Genomic DNA, 15,027 nt, shown 5'->3' with positions numbered 1-15,027 from the left:
GCTCGGGTGGTGCTCACCGCCGCTCAGATCGTGTCGTTCGACGACACCCCGCCCCCGCCCGGACTCTCACCGTGGGTCGGCCCCGCCGAGCAGGTGCGACAGATCGAGATCGTGGATCCGGATGCCGCCTGGCACGGCGTCTTCGAGATGCTCCGCTCCCGGATCGACGACGCCCTGGGCGACCGTGTGCTCGAGATCGAGCACGTCGGCTCGACATCGGTGCCGGGGTTGGCCGCCAAACCCGTCATCGACATCGACCTGACGGTCGCCGACACCGACGATGAGGACGCCTACGTGCCGGCCCTCGAGGCGCTCGGGTTCGTGCTGCGCGTGCGCGAGCCGTGGTGGCTCGGGCACCGCTGCCTGGTCTCGGCCGAGCCGGCCGCCAACCTGCACGTGTGGCCGCCCGACAGTCCCGAGGCCGCGCGGCACCGCCTCTTCCGCGACTGGCTGCGCGCCGACGAGTCGGATCGACAGCGGTACGCCGCGGTCAAGCGCGAGGTCGCGGCCGACGGCCTGATGAGCGAGTACAACGCCCGCAAAGAGGGCGTGATCCGCGAGATCTACGCGCGCGCTTTCACCGCGGCGGGCCTGTTGCCCTGACGGCCGCCCTTCCGAGACCACAACGCAGGATCCACGGCCGTGACCCGTCCGTGGAGCGGCGTCGGCGCTTAGGCGCGGGCGGATCTCCTGCGCTGTGAAGCGATGAGCGTCAGGCGTCCCAGGCGGGCGGGTGGGGGAGCGGGCCCCGGCGCGCCTCGAGCTGAGCGGCGAGCGACAGCAACGTGGCCTCGCCCCCGGGGCGGCCGACGAGCTGCACCGATACGGGGTGGGCCGCGGCATCCGTCGTCACCGGCACGGTGATCGCGGGCAACCCGGCGACATTGACGAAGCTGGAGTACGGCGCGTACTCGACCTGCATCGCGAACGTGCGCTCGGGGCTGTGCCCCGCGTACGAGCCGATCGGCTGCGGGGGCTGCGCGAGAGCGGGGGTGAGCACCGCATCGAAGGCCGAGAAGTCAGCGATGATGCGGCGCTCGAAGGCCCGGGCGGCCGCGAGTCCGCCGAGCAGCTCGAGCGCCGACAGGCGTCGCCCCTCCTGCACGAGCCACGCGGTGAGGGGCTCGACGAGCTCGGCATCGGCGTCGCTCAGCGGGATGCGCGCGGCACTCGCCCGCCAGAGCACGCGGAACAGCTCGGCATACCCGAACGGATGCCAGTCGGCATCCTTCACCGCGTGCCCGGCGTCGTCGAGCCAGGCGGCGGCGGTGTCGAAGGCGGCGCGCGCGTCGGCGTCGAGGACGATGTCCTCGTCGTCGTCCCACGGCGAGACGGTGGTGATCCCGAGGCGCAGTCGACCGGGGTCGCGGCGCGCGGCGTCGACGAAGGGGCCGGCGCCGGGCGCGGCTGTCGCGTACGAGAAGGGGGCGAGCCCGACGAGGGCGTCGAGAAGGAGACCGGCGTCTTCGACCGAGCGCGCGATCGGTCCCGTGACCGACAGGCCGTCGGGGGAGTCGAAGCCCGAGCCGATCGGCAGCCGCCCGCGCGAGGGTTTCAGGCCCACGACGCCCACGGTCGCCGAGGGGATGCGGATCGAGCCGCCCCCGTCCGACCCGACGGCCGCGGGGAGGAGTCCCGCAGCGACCGCCACCGCCGCGCCACCGCTCGAGCCCCCCGCGCCGGCCGCGGGCCGCCACGGGTCGCGCGCCGGGTCGTGGATCAGCGGTTCGGTGAAGCCGGTAAGACCGAACTCCGAGGTGCTGGTCTTGCCGACGTTGATCGCTCCGGCGGTGTCGAGGGCCGCGGCGAGGGGATCGGATGCCGCGGGCACGTGGTTCATCCGTGAGCGCGAGCCGTAGCGCGTGGGGACTCCGGCGCGGGCGACGAGGTCCTTGTCGGCCAGGGGGACGCCCCACAGCGACCCGTCGGCCGGTCGAGGGAGATCGGCCGCACGTCGGAGCGCGGCATCCCGGGTCACCTCGGAGAAGGCGCCGAGACCGCGGTGGCGGTCGATGCGGTCGAGATAGCGGCTCGTCAGCTCGGTGGGCGAGAACTCGCCGCTGCGGAGCCCGTCGATCTGGGCCACGAGCGAGAGATCGTGCAGTCGGGGCATTGTCCGAGCCTACGGCGGGCCGGCCGAACGGAAACAGTCGCCGCGGCGGTCAGATCCAGTACTCCGGGGTGGTCAGCAGCGCGCGGGTGTCCTCGCCGTTGCGGCGCGTGCGCGCCTTGGCCGGGACGCCCACGAGCACGCTGTCGGCCGGTGCATCGCGGGTGACCACGGCGTTCGCCCCCACGACTGACCGCGCACCGAGCGTGATCGGCCCGAGGATCTTGGCCCCCGCGCCCACCGCCACCCCGTCGTGCAGGGTCGGGTGGCGTTTGCCGCCCTCGCGCTGACGACCGCCCAGGGTGACGCCGTGGTACAGCATCACGTCGTCGCCGACCTCGGCCGTCTCGCCGACCACGACACCCATGCCGTGATCGATGAAGAAGCGTCGACCGATCGTGGCGCCGGGGTGGATCTCGACCCCGGTGAGCCACCGGGTCACCTGCGACAGGGCCCGCGCCGGAAAACGCAGGCCCCGTCGCCAGAGCCGGTTCGCGATGCGGTACGACCACACGGCGTGAAGCCCGGGGTACAGCAGGGCGATCTCGAGGCCGCCGCGCGCCGCGGGATCGCGGAGCTTGGCGGAGGAGATGTCTTCGCGGACGCGGGAGAGGGCCCCCACGTCAGTCTTCGCGCAGGTGCTCGTAGAGCGCCGTCGAGAGGTACCGCTCGCCGTACGAGGGGATGATGACGACGATGTTCTTGCCCGCCGCCTCGGGGCGACGCGCGACCTCGAGGGCGGCCCAGATGGCCGCGCCCGACGACATCCCGACGAGGATGCCGTCCTTCGCCGCGGTCTCGCGGGCGAGGCGGATGGCGTCGTCGAACTCGACGTCGATCACCTCGTCGATGATGTCGCGATCGAGGATCGCGGGCACGAAGTTGGGGCCGATGCCCTGGATCTTGTGCGGGCCGGGGTGGCCCTTGGTGAGCACGGGGGAGTCGGCGGGCTCGACCGCCACGACCTTGACCCCGGGCACGCGCTCCTTCAGCACCTGGCCCACACCCGTGATGGTGCCGCCCGTGCCGATGCCGGCCACGAAGTAGTCGACCTTGCCCTCGGTGTCGCGCAGGATCTCCTCGGCCGTCGTCTTGCGGTGGATAGCGGGGTTCGCCTCGTTCTCGAACTGGCGGGCCCACACCGCACCGGGGGTCTCGGCGACGATGCGCTTGGCCTCGTCGACGGCGTGCGACATGCCCTTGGTCGGGTCGGTGAGAACGAGCTCGGCGCCGAACGCCTTGAGCAGGATGCGACGCTCCTTCGACATCGAGGCGGGCATCGTGAGGATGACCTTGTACCCGCGCGCGGCGCCGACCATCGCGAGGGCGATGCCGGTGTTGCCGCTGGTCGACTCCACGATCGTGCCGCCGGGCTTCAGCTCGCCCGAGGCCTCGGCCGCGTCGATGATCGCGATGCCGAGGCGGTCCTTGACGCTCGAGGCGGGGTTGTAGAACTCGAGCTTGGCGAGGATCTGGCCGCCGACGCCCTCCGCGACGCGGTTCAGCCGCACCAGCGGCGTGTCGCCGAATGCAGAGGTGATGTCGGAGTGGATGCCGGGCATGGCTCGCCTTTCGCCGTCGGTCGGGACGCGTTCATTTTAGGTGAGCCCTCCGACACCGCCGGCTGTGTGACGCTGCGCGACTAGGCTGGGCTCCCGTCATGTCAGGAACCGTCCCGCCTCCCGCCCCCACGGCCGTTTCGGTCGCCGACACCGTGCGCGCGGCCGCTCACCGACTGAACGCGGCGGGTGTTCCCGACCCCCAGGTCGACGCCGAACTGCTCGTGGCCCACGTCCTCGAATCCACCCGCGGGGGCGTCCAGGCCGCCGCGATCCGCGGAGACGGGATGCCGGAGCCCGCCGCCCGCGCCCTCGCGCCGCTCGTAGATCGCCGCGCCGCCCGCGAGCCGCTCCAGCACCTCACGGGTCTCGCCCCGTTCCGATCGATGGAGCTCGCGGTCGGACCGGGGGTCTTCGTGCCCCGTCCTGAGACCGAGATGGTGGCTCAGCTCGCCATCGACGCCCTGCGTTCGGCGGCGTCGGAGGCTCCGATCGCCGTCGACCTCGGCACGGGCAGCGGAGCGATCGCGCTGGCGCTGGCGACCGAGGTGCCCCACGCCCGCGTCTTCGCCGCGGAGAACTCGGTCGACGCGTTCGTCTGGACCAAGCACAACGTCGCCCGGATCGGCGCGGACAACGTCACGCTCGCGTTCGTCGACCTCGCCGACGCCTTCCCCGAGCTCGACGGAACCGTGTCCGTCGTGGCATCCAATCCTCCCTATGTTCCCGACGACGCGATACCCCGCGATCCCGAGGTGCGCCTCTACGACCCACCCGCGGCGCTCTACGGAGGACCGGACGGGCTGGATGCCGTGCGCCACCTCAGTCGCGTGGGCCTGCGGCTGGGCCACTCCGGCGCGACGATCGTCATCGAGCACGGGGAGTGGCAGGGCGCGGCCATCCGCGAGATCCTCACCGCCGACGGCTGGCGATCGGCGGCGACCCACCCGGACCTCACGACCCGGGATCGCGCTACGACCGCCGTGCGCCCCTGACGACGCGGGCGGTGGCGCGCGACTAGACTGGCGCGCGTTATGTCACCCGTCTACGACTGCCGTGACGAGTCGCAGCTGCTGTCCGGAATGCGCCACGCGCGTCAAGCGATCGGCCGAGGCGAACTCGTCGTGCTCCCCACTGACACCGTCTACGGAATCGCCGCGGACGCGTTCAACGCGCGCGCCGTCGCCGGCCTGCTCGAGGCGAAGGGCCGGGGCCGCCAGCAGCCGCCCCCCGTGCTCGTGCCGGGGGTGGGGACGCTGCGGGCACTCGTTGCCGAGATCCCGCCCGCCGTCGACGACCTCGTCCGCGAGTTTTGGCCGGGCGGCCTGACCATCGTGCTGCCCGCGCAGCCCTCGCTCTCGTGGGACCTCGGAGACACCCACGGCACGGTGGCCGTGCGCATGCCCGCGCAGAAGATGACGTTGGAACTCCTCGAAGAGACCGGCCCGCTGGCCGTGTCGAGCGCGAACCTCACCGGACGCGCCGCCGCCGTCAACATCGACTCCGCGCGCGACATGCTCGGCGACAGCGTCGCGGTCTACCTCGACGCAGGCGTCAGCGAGACCGGCATCGCCTCCACCATCATCGACGCGACCACGCTCGTCGGGGGAGCGGAGCCGCAGATCCGGGTGCTGCGCGAGGGCGCGATCTCGCGTGACCGGCTGCGCGCCGTCGTGGGCGACCTGCTCGAGCCCGACCCCGTGGACGAGGTCGTCGACCCGCTCGCCGCCCCCGCCGCAACGACCCCGGACGCCGAGGCGCCGGGTCCGTGACCCAATACCTCCTCACCATCCTGTTCACGGCGGCGGTCACGCTCGCGCTGTCGTGGGTGGTGTGGAAGCTCGCGCTGCGGTTCAAGCTGTACCCCGGCATCCGCGACCGCGACGTGCACAAGACGCCGACGCCGCGCCTCGGCGGAGTCGCGATGTTCCTCGGCGTCGTGGCGGCCTTCGCCCTGTCGAGCCGCAACCCCTACTTCGCGATCTTCTGGATCGACCCCGTGCCGGTGCTGTCCCTGCTGGGGGCGGTCCTGCTCATCGTGCTCGTCGGCGTCGCCGACGACCTCTGGGACCTCGACTGGATGATCAAGCTCGGGGCGCAGTTCGTCGCCGCGGGCATCATCGCCTGGTTCGGCCAACTGCAGATCCTCTCGCTGCCGATCGGCGCCCTGACGGTCGGCTCCAGCTGGGTGAGCTTCCTGCTGACCGTGTTCGCCCTGGTGGTCGTGATGAACGCGGTGAACTTCATCGACGGACTCAACGGTCTCGTCGCCGGCGTCTGCCTGATCGCGAACGGCGTCTTCTTCGCGTACTCCTACCTGCTCGTGCGCGACACCGGAGCGAGCACCTACTTCAACCTCGCGTCGTTCATCGCGGCCGTCCTCGTGGGGGCGTGCCTCGGCTTCCTCCCGATGAACTGGACGCCGGCGAAGCTCTTCATGGGAGACGCGGGGGCCCTGATGCTCGGGCTGCTCATGGCCAGTTCGGCCGTCGCCATCACCGGTCAGCTCGACCCGGCAGTGCTCGATCCCGAGAAGATCGGCCGGTCGCAGCTGCTCGGTGCGTTCATCCCGATCCTGCTGCCCGTGGTCATCGTCCTGCTGCCCCTGCTCGATTTCGGTCTCGCGGTCGCCCGCCGGCAGTGGGCGGGCAGGTCGCCGTTCTCGCCGGATCGCAAGCACCTGCACCACCGCATGCTCGACATGGGGCACACCGACCGCGACGCAGTCCTCATCTTCTACAGCTGGACGGCCGTGGTGAGCCTCGCGTTCCTGCTGATGTACATCGGCACCCAGCAGAGCTGGCCCGGCGACTACGCCTTCGGCATCGTCTTCGGTGTCATCGGCGTCATCGCGTGCGTCGTTCTCACCCTTCTGCCCTCCCAGCACCGACTGCGGCTGTCCCGCCGCCCCCGACCCACCCGACCGGAGTCCCCCTCATGAGCAGTGCTTCCCCCGCCCCTCGTCGTCCCCTCTCCAGTACCCCGGTGCTGCGCACCGCCCTGGTCTGGGGCGGCATCGTGACGGCGGTGCTCCTCGTGCTCGGTGCCGTCATCGGATTCCTCGTCGGGGGAGGGGGCGGCCTCGGCAGCGCTCTGTCCGGCGTCGCGGTCAGCGCGATCTTCCTCGCCGTCACGGCCATCAGCATCCTGGTGGCGAACCGGTGGTTCGGCGATCCGCTCTACGTCCCGATCTTCTTCGGCATCGTGCTGGGTGGCTGGCTGCTCAAGCTCATCCTGTTCATCGTGGCGATCGTCGTGCTGCGCGGACAGGGCTGGGTCGACCCCGTGGTGTTCTACGTCGCGCTCGTCGTCAGCGTCATCGCCTCGCTCGCGGTCGACGTGGTCGTCCTGCTGCGCATGCGCATCCCCAGCGTCAGCGACGTGACCCTGCCCACCGACCCCGAGGCGGGCGACCGTCGCTCCTGAGCGGCCGTATCCCATGGTGCGGTCGGCGGCGGCACGTTAGTCCGGTGCCGAGACGATCGCACCGGGCGGACTCATGGATCCGCCGGGAGTTTGATAGGGTGGACGAGTACCCACCCGCGATTGGAATTCTTCTCCAAGCTCGCTCTTCGGGTCACAATCACCGACCATCGTCGCAACGGTTCACACCGATGCCCCGAAGCTGGAGCCAGCGCTGACTACTCAAGCTGCGACCCTGATCACGAACTTCGCGTCTGCGGGTGCGGAATTCCACCCGCCCTCCATCTCGGAGTTCTTCCCCGACGCGGTGCTGTTCGAGGGCACGATGTTCGCGATCACGCGCATCAACCTCATCCAGATGCTCGCGACGGTGGTTCTGGTCACGCTCCTGGTCGTCGGCACGCGTCGCATGACGGTGGTCCCCGGTCGCTTCCAGAGCGTCGTCGAGATGGGCCTGGACTTCGTCCGCGTGAACATCGCCGAGGACATCCTCGGCCGCAAGGACGGCAAGCGCTTCCTGCCGATCCTCACCACCATCTTCTTCATGGTGCTGTTCATGAACATCACGGGTGTCATCCCGTTCCTGAACATCGCCGGCACCAGCGTCATCGCGGTTCCGATGCTTCTCGCGATCGTGGCCTACGTCACCTTCATCTACGCGGGCATCAAGAAGAGCCCCGGCGGCTTCTTCCGCAACTCGCTGATGCCTCCCGGGCTGCCCTGGTTCCTCTACATCCTGATCATCCCGCTCGAGTTCCTCTCGACCTTCATCATCCGCCCCGTCACCCTGACGCTGCGACTGCTGATGAACATGGTCGTCGGCCACCTCATGCTGGTGCTGTTCTTCGCCGCGACGCAGTTCTTCGTGGTGGACCTCAGCGGATGGTGGACCGCGCTCGGCGCCGGCTCCCTCGCCTTCGGCTTCGCCTTCACCCTGTTCGAAATCTTCGTCGCCTTCCTCCAGGCGTACGTCTTCGCGATCCTCACCGCGGTCTACATCCAGCTCGCGGTCGCAGAAGAGCACTGAGCGGCCCGGCGCACGCCGAGCCACCCAACGAAAGGAAAAAACCCGTGGACGCAACTACGGTTCTCGCCCAGGTCACCGGTAACGTCGCCACGATCGGCTACGGTCTCGCCGCCATCGGTCCCGCCATCGGCGTGGGCATCGTCGTCGGCAAGACGATCGAGGGCGTCGCTCGTCAGCCCGAGCTCGCGGGCCGCCTGCAGGTCCTGATGTTCATCGGTATCGCCTTCACCGAGGCGCTCGCCTTCATCGGTATCGCAACCGGCTTCATCTTCACTTGATCCCGGCCGCTCTCGATTCACTGTAAGGAGACAGGATGCTGAACGCTCTTGTCACTCTCGCCGCGGAGCCCGCGGGGGAAGCGCACAACCCGCTGCTTCCCGCGGTCTACGACATCATCTGGTCGGCCGTGTGCTTCGTCGTCATCATCTTCGTGGTGTGGCGCGTCGCTCTGCCGCGCATGGCGAAGCTGCTCGACGAGCGCAGTGCTGCCATCGAGGGCAACATCGCCAAGGCCGACGAGGCTCAGCGACAGGCCGAGGCCGCCCTCGAGGAGTACACCGCCCAGCTCGCCGCGGCGCGCAAAGAAGCCGGTGAGATCCGCGAGAACGCCACTCAGGACGGTCGCAAGATCGTCGCCGAGGCCAAGGAGACCGCGTCGGCCGAGGCCGCTCGCATCACCGCGTCCGCGCACGCTCAGATCGAGGCCGAGCGTCAGACGGCCCTCGTGCAGCTGCGTTCCGAGGTCGGTACCCTCGCGGTCGACCTCGCGGGCAACGTCATCGGTGAGACCCTGACGGACGACGCGCGCGCCAACGCCGTGGTCGACCGCTTCCTCGCCGAGCTCGAGGCTTCCGAGAAGGCGGCCAAGTAATGGGCAGCGCGACCACTCAGGCGCGGACCGCGACCGCGGAGGCCCTGGCCTCCACCTCGGGTGTCGATCTCGACGTCGCGCGCGAACTGTTCGCGGCCGTCGGTGCCGTGAGCGGCTCGGCGCAGCTGAGCGGCGCGCTGTCCGACTCGTCGGTGCCGCCCGCCGCCCGTGCGGGTCTGGTGTCCGGCGTCTTCGGAGCCTCGTACCGGCCCGCGACCGTGGCGCTGCTCACCAGTGCCGCGCAGCAGCGCTGGTCGACCTCCGCGGAGTTCGTCGAAGGACTCGAAGAGCTCGCTGTGCTCGCGACCTCGGTCGCCGAGGACGCGGACATCGAGGCCGAGCTCTTCTCGTTCTCGCGCACCGTCGCTTCCCACGGCGAACTCGAGCTGGCGCTGGGCGGCCGCCTCGGCGGCGCGTCGGCGAAGGGGGCTCTCGTCTCGAAGCTCCTCGACGGCCGGGCGAGCGCGGGCACCGCACTCATCGTGTCGTCGCTGGTCGAGCACGCGCGCGGTCGTCGCGTCCGTGCGCTCCTGCGTCGCGCTGAGCGCATCGTCGCCGAGCAGCGCGCGCGCATCGTCGCGACGGTGTTCGCGGCGACGCCGTTGAACGCCGACCAGCAGTCCCGCCTCCAGAACGCTCTCAGCGCACGTTACGGTTCGGCCGTCACGCTGAACACCGTGATCGACCCGACCGTGGTCGGTGGGCTGCGTGTGCAGGTCGCCGACGACGTGATCGACGCGAGCGTGTCCGCACGCCTCGCGGACCTCCGCCAGCGCATCGCCGGCTGAAGACTTTCCGCCCGAGTGGGCGTGGATCTGGGGGCCGAGTGCCCCACGAACGAAGGAAGACAATGGCAGATCTCTCTATCAGCCCCGACGTCATTCGTGACGCGCTGAAGGACTTCGTCAACGCCTACGAGCCCACCGGCGCCGCGGCGACCGAGGTCGGCGCCGTCGTCGACGCGGCCGACGGTATCGCTCACGTCGAGGGCCTTCCCGGCGTCATGGCCAACGAGCTCATCCGCTTCGCGGACGGCACGCTCGGCCTCGCCCAGAACCTCGACGAGAACGAGGTTGGTGTCGTCGTGCTCGGCGAGTTCTCCGGCATCGAAGAAGGCCAGAGCGTCACCCGCACCGGTGAGGTCCTCTCGGTCGGCGTCGGCGACGGGTACCTGGGTCGCGTCGTCGACCCGCTCGGAAACCCCATCGACGGTCTCGGCGAGATCGCGACCGAGGGTCGCCGCGCCCTCGAGCTCCAGGCGCCCGGCGTCATGCAGCGCAAGAGCGTGCACGAGCCCCTCCAGACCGGCATCAAGGCCATCGACGCCATGATCCCCGTCGGCCGCGGCCAGCGTCAGCTCATCATCGGCGACCGACAGACCGGTAAGACGGCCATCGCGATCGACACGATCATCAACCAGAAGTCGAACTGGGAGTCCGGCGACGTCGACAAGCAGGTGCGTTGCATCTACGTCGCGATCGGCCAGAAGGGCTCGACCATCGCTTCGGTGAAGGGCGCGCTCGAAGAGGCCGGCGCGATGGAGTACACCACCATCGTCGCGGCCCCCGCCTCCGACCCCGCCGGCTTCAAGTACCTCGCCCCCTACACCGGCTCGGCCATCGGTCAGCACTGGATGTACGGCGGCAAGCACGTCCTCATCATCTTCGACGACCTGTCGAAGCAGGCCGAGGCCTACCGTGCCGTTTCGCTGCTCCTGCGCCGCCCGCCGGGCCGCGAGGCGTACCCCGGCGACGTCTTCTACCTGCACTCGCGTCTGCTCGAGCGTTGCGCGAAGCTGTCCGACGAGCTCGGCGCGGGTTCGATGACGGGTCTTCCCATCATCGAGACCAAGGCGAACGACGTCTCGGCGTACATTCCGACCAACGTGATCTCGATCACCGATGGCCAGATCTTCCTGCAGTCCGACCTGTTCAACGCCAACCAGCGTCCCGCGGTCGACGTGGGTATCTCGGTGTCGCGCGTCGGCGGTGACGCTCAGGTCAAGTCGATCAAGAAGGTCTCCGGAACCCTGAAGCTCGAGCTGGCGCAGTACCGCTCGCTCGAGGCCTTTGCGATGTTCGCGAGCGACCTCGACGCGGCCTCGCGTCGTCAGCTTGCACGCGGTGCGCGTCTGACCGAGTTGCTCAAGCAGCCGCAGTACTCGCCGTACCCCGTCGAGGAGCAGGTCGTCTCGATCTGGGCCGGCACGAACGGCAAGCTCGACACCGTCGAGGTCTCGGACGTGCTCCGCTTCGAGCGCGAGCTGCTCGACTACCTCCGCCGCAACTCGACCGTGCTTGACACGCTGCGCGAGACCAACGCGCTGGGTGACGACACCCTCGCCGAGCTCGAGAAGCAGATCGACGCCTTCACCAAGGAGTTCCAGCCCGGCAAGGACCAGGGCGTCGTCGGCGCCGAGAAGGTCGACGCCGCCGAGGCGGAAGACGTGAACCAGGAGCGGATCGTCAAAGGCCGTCGCTGAGGAGCGAGGACACGGACGTAAATCATGGGCGCACAGCTACGGGTCTACAAGCAGAAGATCTCTTCTGCTCAGACGACCAAGAAGATCACCAAGGCGATGGAGCTCATCGCGGCCTCACGCATTCAGAAGGCGATGGCGCGTGTGCGCGCGGCATCCCCTTTCGCGCGGGCCGTCACGAGCGCCGTCTCCGCGGTGGCCACTCACTCCTCCGTCGATCACCCGTTGACCACCGAGCGTGAGAACATCCGTCGCTCGGCCCTGGTCGTCTTCACCTCCGACCGCGGCCTGGCCGGCGCGTTCAACTCGCAGATCCTCCGTGAGGCGCTTGAGCTGGCCGAGCTGCTCCGTTCGCAGGGCAAAGAGGTCGTGTTCTATCTCGTCGGGCGCAAGGCCGTCGGGTACTTCCAGTTCCGTCGCATGGCGAGCGTCGCACAGTGGGTCGGCGACACCGACACCCCGCAGTTCTCGACGGCGGAAGAGATTTCGGATGCCGTCCTGAAGGCTTACCGTGCCGGTGGCGAGAACGACGGCGTCGACGAGATCCACCTCGTGTACAACCGCTTCGTCAGCATGATGACGCAGTCGCCCGAGTCGGTCCGTCTTCTTCCCCTCGAGGTCCTCGAGGCGGACGAGGCTCCGGCCCAGGCCGAGGTGTATCCGCTCTACGAGTTCGAGCCGGATGCAGAGACCGTGCTCGATGCGCTCCTGCCGGTCTACGTCCAGAGCCGCATCTTCAACGCCCTCCTCCAGTCGTCGGCCGCCAAGCACGCCGCGACGCAGAAGGCCATGAAGTCGGCCAGCGACAACGCCGACAAGCTCATCACCGACTACACCCGCCTGCGCAACAACGCGCGTCAGGCGGAGATCACGCAGCAGATCGCCGAGATCGTCGGCGGCGCCGATGCCCTGGCATCCGGCAAGTAAGTTCCCAAGGAGAGAAGAAGCCATGAGCCTCACCGCCGAGAAGACCGACGCGGCCGTCGTCGGACGCGTCGCGCGCGTCACCGGCCCGGTCGTCGACATCGAGTTCCCGCATGACGCGATCCCCGAGATCTACAACGCTCTGAAGACGACGATCACCATCGGTGACGAGTCGACCGAGATCACCCTCGAGGTCGCCCAGCACCTCGGTGACGACCTCGTCCGCGCCATCTCGCTCAAGCCCACCGACGGCATGGTCCGCGGCCAGGAAGTGCGCGACACCGGCGGCCCCATCTCGGTGCCCGTCGGCGACGTCACCAAGGGCAAGGTCTTCGATGTGACCGGCGAGGTGCTCAACGGCGCCCCCGGCGAGACCATCGAGGTCACCGAGCGTTGGGGCATCCACCGCAAGGCGCCCAGCTTCGACCAGCTCGAGTCGAAGACCGAGATGTTCGAGACCGGCATCAAGTCGATCGACCTCCTGACCCCCTACGTGCAGGGTGGAAAGATCGGTCTGTTCGGTGGTGCCGGTGTCGGCAAGACCGTCCTCATCCAGGAGATGATCCAGCGCGTCGCGCAGGACCACGGTGGTGTGTCGGTGTTCGCCGGTGTCGGTGAGCGCACCCGTGAGGGCAACGACCTCATCGCCGAGATGGAGGAGGCGGGTGTCTTCGACAAGACCGCCCTCGTGTTCGGCCAGATGGACGAGCCGCCGGGAACGCGTCTGCGCGTCGCCCTCTCGGCCCTGACGATGGCCGAGTACTTCCGTGACGTGCAGAAGCAGGACGTGCTGTTGTTCATCGACAACATCTTCCGCTTCACGCAGGCCGGTTCCGAGGTCTCGACGCTGCTCGGCCGCATGCCCTCCGCCGTGGGATACCAGCCGAACCTCGCCGACGAGATGGGTGTGCTCCAGGAGCGCATCACGTCGACCCGCGGTCACTCGATCACCTCGCTGCAGGCGATCTACGTCCCCGCCGACGACTACACCGACCCGGCTCCCGCGACCACGTTCGCGCACCTCGACGCCACCACCGAGCTCTCGCGTGAGATCGCGTCGAAGGGTCTGTACCCGGCCATCGACCCGCTGACCTCGACGAGCCGCATCCTCGACCCGCGCTACATCGGTGCCGACCACTACCGCGTCGCCACCAACGTGAAGCAGATCCTCCAGAAGAACAAGGAACTGCAGGAGATCATCGCCATCCTCGGTGTCGACGAGCTCTCCGAGGAAGACAAGATCGTCGTGTCGCGTGCACGCCGCATCCAGCAGTTCCTCTCCCAGAACACCTACATGGCCAAGAAGTTCACCGGTGTCGAGGGCTCCACGGTCCCGATCAAGGAGACCATCGAGTCGTTCGACGCGATCGTCAAGGGTGACTTCGACCACGTCGCCGAGCAGGCGTTCTTCAACGTCGGTGGCATCTCCGACGTCGAGGCTAAGTGGGCGCAGATCCAGAAGGAGAACGGCTGACATGTCGTTGCGCGTGAGCCTGGTGTCGGCAGACGCCGAGGTGTGGACGGGGGAGGCGACGCTCGTCGTCGCCAAGACCGTCGAGGGTGAGATCGGCTTCATGCAGGGGCATGAGCCGGTGCTCGCGATCCTCGCCCAGGGCGAGGTGCGCATCACCCGCACCGACGGCACGAAGATCCTGGCCAACGCCGAGGACGGCTTCCTGTCGATGGCCGACGACGAACTCACCATCGTCGCCGGAAACGCCGCTCTCGTCTCCTGACGCCGCTTCATCGCCGACGCGCGTCGCCCGGATCTCCGGGCGGCGCGCGTCGCTGTTTTCCCGAAGGTTCCCATGCTCGTCCTGCTCCCTCCGTCCGAGACCAAGCGCCCCGGCGGCGTCGGCCCGATGCTGGATCTCGCGTCCCTCGCGCTCCCTTCTCTCCGGGACGCGCGCGAAACGGTCGTCGCCGCGCTGGTCGCGCTGTCCGCCGATGAGGACGAGGCGGCGCGCGTACTGAAGATCAGTGCGAAGCGTCGGCACGAGATCGCCGACAACGCCGCGGTGCGCACGGCGCCGACCATGCCGGCGATCGATCGCTACACCGGGGTCTTGTTCGACGCCCTGGATGCCGCGTCCCTTGATGCGGCATCCCGTTCATGGCTCGGCGAGCACGTCCTCATCCAGTCGGCGCCGTTCGGGCCGGTCGGTGCCCTCGACGGTATCCCGCCGTATCGCCTCGCGGCGGGGACGTCGCTGCCCGGCGCCCCGGCTCTGCGGCGGATCTGGGCGGATGCCGTTCGACAGGCGTGGGCGCAGCGCCGACCCGACTTCGTCCTCGACCTGCGCTCGGAGGCGTACGCGGCTCTCGGGCCGCTGCCGGGGAGTGTCCCCTCGGCCTACGTGCGGGTCATGAGCGAGGACTCGGGTGGTCGGACTCGCGCGCTCAACCACTTCAACAAACACGCGAAGGGTGAGCTTGTGCGATCCCTCGCGTCCCAGGGCGTCCGCATCGCCTCGCTCGACGAGTTCGTGAGCTGGGCGTCCGACGCGGGGTGGGTGGTCCGCCCGGGGGAGGCCGGCGAGGTGGCGCTCATTGCATGACATGGGCGTGCCCCTGTCAGGAAAGTCTCAGCTTCGCTAGCATGTGAGGCGCGGGAGAGCCCCGCCGGTGCCGCGC

The 15,027-nt window shown here is 69.1% G+C and carries 17 protein-coding genes; 14 read left to right on the top strand and 3 right to left on the bottom strand.

Features of this window, described 5'->3' with window-relative positions; genetic code table 11:
• Positions 1 to 9: 9 nt before the first annotated feature.
• Complete coding sequence (locus QBE02_RS05780) at positions 10 to 603, top strand: GrpB family protein (RefSeq protein WP_279367485.1); 594 nt, start codon at positions 10 to 12, stop codon at positions 601 to 603.
• A 109-nt stretch (positions 604 to 712) separates the two neighbouring features.
• Here the strand turns inward: QBE02_RS05780 and QBE02_RS05775 are convergent, their stop codons facing one another.
• The 3 genes from QBE02_RS05775 to cysK are packed head-to-tail and all read right to left on the bottom strand — an operon-like array spanning position 713 to position 3,672.
• Entirely contained in the window at positions 713 to 2,113 is a 1,401-nt protein-coding gene (locus tag QBE02_RS05775) for an amidase (protein WP_279367484.1), read from the bottom strand.
• Between the two features lie 49 nt (positions 2,114 to 2,162).
• Positions 2,163 to 2,732: a serine O-acetyltransferase EpsC gene (epsC, locus tag QBE02_RS05770; RefSeq protein ID WP_144782146.1), complete on the bottom strand. Its 570-nt coding sequence runs from the start codon at positions 2,730 to 2,732 to the stop codon at positions 2,163 to 2,165.
• A 1-nt stretch (position 2,733) separates the two neighbouring features.
• Positions 2,734 to 3,672 carry a cysteine synthase A gene (gene cysK / locus QBE02_RS05765; protein ID WP_056227115.1) on the bottom strand — a complete coding sequence of 313 codons (939 nt, stop codon included), beginning with the start codon at positions 3,670 to 3,672 and terminating at the stop codon, positions 2,734 to 2,736.
• Positions 3,673 to 3,770: 98 nt separating this feature from the next.
• On the opposite strand from cysK, the gene prmC reads away from it, so the two are divergent.
• From prmC to QBE02_RS05700, 13 genes are all read left to right on the top strand, one after another.
• Positions 3,771 to 4,664 carry a peptide chain release factor N(5)-glutamine methyltransferase gene (gene prmC, locus QBE02_RS05760; RefSeq protein ID WP_279367483.1) on the top strand — a complete coding sequence of 298 codons (894 nt, stop codon included), beginning with the start codon at positions 3,771 to 3,773 and terminating at the stop codon, positions 4,662 to 4,664.
• 39 nt (positions 4,665 to 4,703) lie between these two features.
• A complete protein-coding gene (locus QBE02_RS05755) occupies positions 4,704 to 5,441 on the top strand; it encodes an L-threonylcarbamoyladenylate synthase (protein WP_279367482.1) in 738 nt (245 codons plus the stop codon).
• Complete coding sequence (locus tag QBE02_RS05750) at positions 5,438 to 6,610, top strand: MraY family glycosyltransferase (protein ID WP_056227121.1); 1,173 nt, start codon at positions 5,438 to 5,440, stop codon at positions 6,608 to 6,610. Before QBE02_RS05755 ends, QBE02_RS05750 begins: the two co-directional genes overlap by 4 nt.
• Complete coding sequence (locus QBE02_RS05745; RefSeq protein ID WP_056227123.1) at positions 6,607 to 7,095, top strand: hypothetical protein; 489 nt, start codon at positions 6,607 to 6,609, stop codon at positions 7,093 to 7,095. Before QBE02_RS05750 ends, QBE02_RS05745 begins: the two co-directional genes overlap by 4 nt.
• Positions 7,096 to 7,450: 355 nt before the next feature.
• Positions 7,451 to 8,119, top strand: a complete 669-nt coding sequence (gene atpB, locus QBE02_RS05740) for a F0F1 ATP synthase subunit A (protein WP_400377686.1) — start codon at positions 7,451 to 7,453, stop codon at positions 8,117 to 8,119.
• A gap of 44 nt (positions 8,120 to 8,163) precedes the next feature.
• A complete protein-coding gene (gene atpE, locus QBE02_RS05735; RefSeq protein WP_043360904.1) occupies positions 8,164 to 8,397 on the top strand; it encodes a F0F1 ATP synthase subunit C in 234 nt (77 codons plus the stop codon).
• Positions 8,398 to 8,432: 35 nt separating this feature from the next.
• Complete coding sequence (locus QBE02_RS05730; RefSeq protein ID WP_279367481.1) at positions 8,433 to 8,990, top strand: F0F1 ATP synthase subunit B; 558 nt, start codon at positions 8,433 to 8,435, stop codon at positions 8,988 to 8,990.
• The gene (locus QBE02_RS05725) at positions 8,990 to 9,778 is read left to right on the top strand and encodes a F0F1 ATP synthase subunit delta (RefSeq protein ID WP_279367480.1); all 789 of its coding nucleotides are present in this window, start codon (positions 8,990 to 8,992) and stop codon (positions 9,776 to 9,778) included. The genes QBE02_RS05730 and QBE02_RS05725 overlap by 1 nt, the downstream gene beginning before the upstream one ends.
• Before the next feature lie 62 nt (positions 9,779 to 9,840).
• A complete protein-coding gene (atpA, locus tag QBE02_RS05720; protein WP_056227128.1) occupies positions 9,841 to 11,472 on the top strand; it encodes a F0F1 ATP synthase subunit alpha in 1,632 nt (543 codons plus the stop codon).
• 24 nt (positions 11,473 to 11,496) lie between these two features.
• A complete protein-coding gene (locus QBE02_RS05715; RefSeq protein WP_056227129.1) occupies positions 11,497 to 12,396 on the top strand; it encodes a F0F1 ATP synthase subunit gamma in 900 nt (299 codons plus the stop codon).
• 22 nt (positions 12,397 to 12,418) lie between these two features.
• Positions 12,419 to 13,867, top strand: a complete 1,449-nt coding sequence (gene atpD / locus QBE02_RS05710) for a F0F1 ATP synthase subunit beta (RefSeq protein WP_056227133.1) — start codon at positions 12,419 to 12,421, stop codon at positions 13,865 to 13,867.
• Between the two features lies 1 nt (position 13,868).
• Positions 13,869 to 14,129: a F0F1 ATP synthase subunit epsilon gene (locus tag QBE02_RS05705; protein WP_056227136.1), complete on the top strand. Its 261-nt coding sequence runs from the start codon at positions 13,869 to 13,871 to the stop codon at positions 14,127 to 14,129.
• Positions 14,130 to 14,201: 72 nt separating this feature from the next.
• Entirely contained in the window at positions 14,202 to 14,951 is a 750-nt protein-coding gene (locus QBE02_RS05700; protein WP_279367479.1) for a YaaA family protein, read from the top strand.
• Positions 14,952 to 15,027: the final 76 nt, after the last annotated feature.

Origin of the sequence: Microbacterium testaceum (assembly GCF_029761935.1) — a bacterium.
Taxonomy (GTDB): domain Bacteria; phylum Actinomycetota; class Actinomycetes; order Actinomycetales; family Microbacteriaceae; genus Microbacterium; species Microbacterium testaceum_A.
This window is presented reverse-complemented; position numbering and strand designations above follow the sequence as displayed.

Coding starts and splice junctions, on each gene's coding strand:
- QBE02_RS05775 (WP_279367484.1), bottom strand. CDS start 2,113: ATGCCCCGACTGCACGATCTCTCGCTCGTGGCCCAGATCGACGGGCTC.
- cysK (WP_056227115.1), bottom strand. CDS start 3,672: ATGCCCGGCATCCACTCCGACATCACCTCTGCATTCGGCGACACGCCG.
- prmC (WP_279367483.1), top strand. CDS start 3,771: ATGTCAGGAACCGTCCCGCCTCCCGCCCCCACGGCCGTTTCGGTCGCC.
- QBE02_RS05755 (WP_279367482.1), top strand. CDS start 4,704: ATGTCACCCGTCTACGACTGCCGTGACGAGTCGCAGCTGCTGTCCGGA.
- QBE02_RS05745 (WP_056227123.1), top strand. CDS start 6,607: ATGAGCAGTGCTTCCCCCGCCCCTCGTCGTCCCCTCTCCAGTACCCCG.
- atpB (WP_400377686.1), top strand. CDS start 7,451: ATGCTCGCGACGGTGGTTCTGGTCACGCTCCTGGTCGTCGGCACGCGT.
- QBE02_RS05730 (WP_279367481.1), top strand. CDS start 8,433: ATGCTGAACGCTCTTGTCACTCTCGCCGCGGAGCCCGCGGGGGAAGCG.
- QBE02_RS05725 (WP_279367480.1), top strand. CDS start 8,990: ATGGGCAGCGCGACCACTCAGGCGCGGACCGCGACCGCGGAGGCCCTG.
- atpA (WP_056227128.1), top strand. CDS start 9,841: ATGGCAGATCTCTCTATCAGCCCCGACGTCATTCGTGACGCGCTGAAG.
- QBE02_RS05715 (WP_056227129.1), top strand. CDS start 11,497: ATGGGCGCACAGCTACGGGTCTACAAGCAGAAGATCTCTTCTGCTCAG.
- atpD (WP_056227133.1), top strand. CDS start 12,419: ATGAGCCTCACCGCCGAGAAGACCGACGCGGCCGTCGTCGGACGCGTC.
- QBE02_RS05705 (WP_056227136.1), top strand. CDS start 13,869: ATGTCGTTGCGCGTGAGCCTGGTGTCGGCAGACGCCGAGGTGTGGACG.
- QBE02_RS05700 (WP_279367479.1), top strand. CDS start 14,202: ATGCTCGTCCTGCTCCCTCCGTCCGAGACCAAGCGCCCCGGCGGCGTC.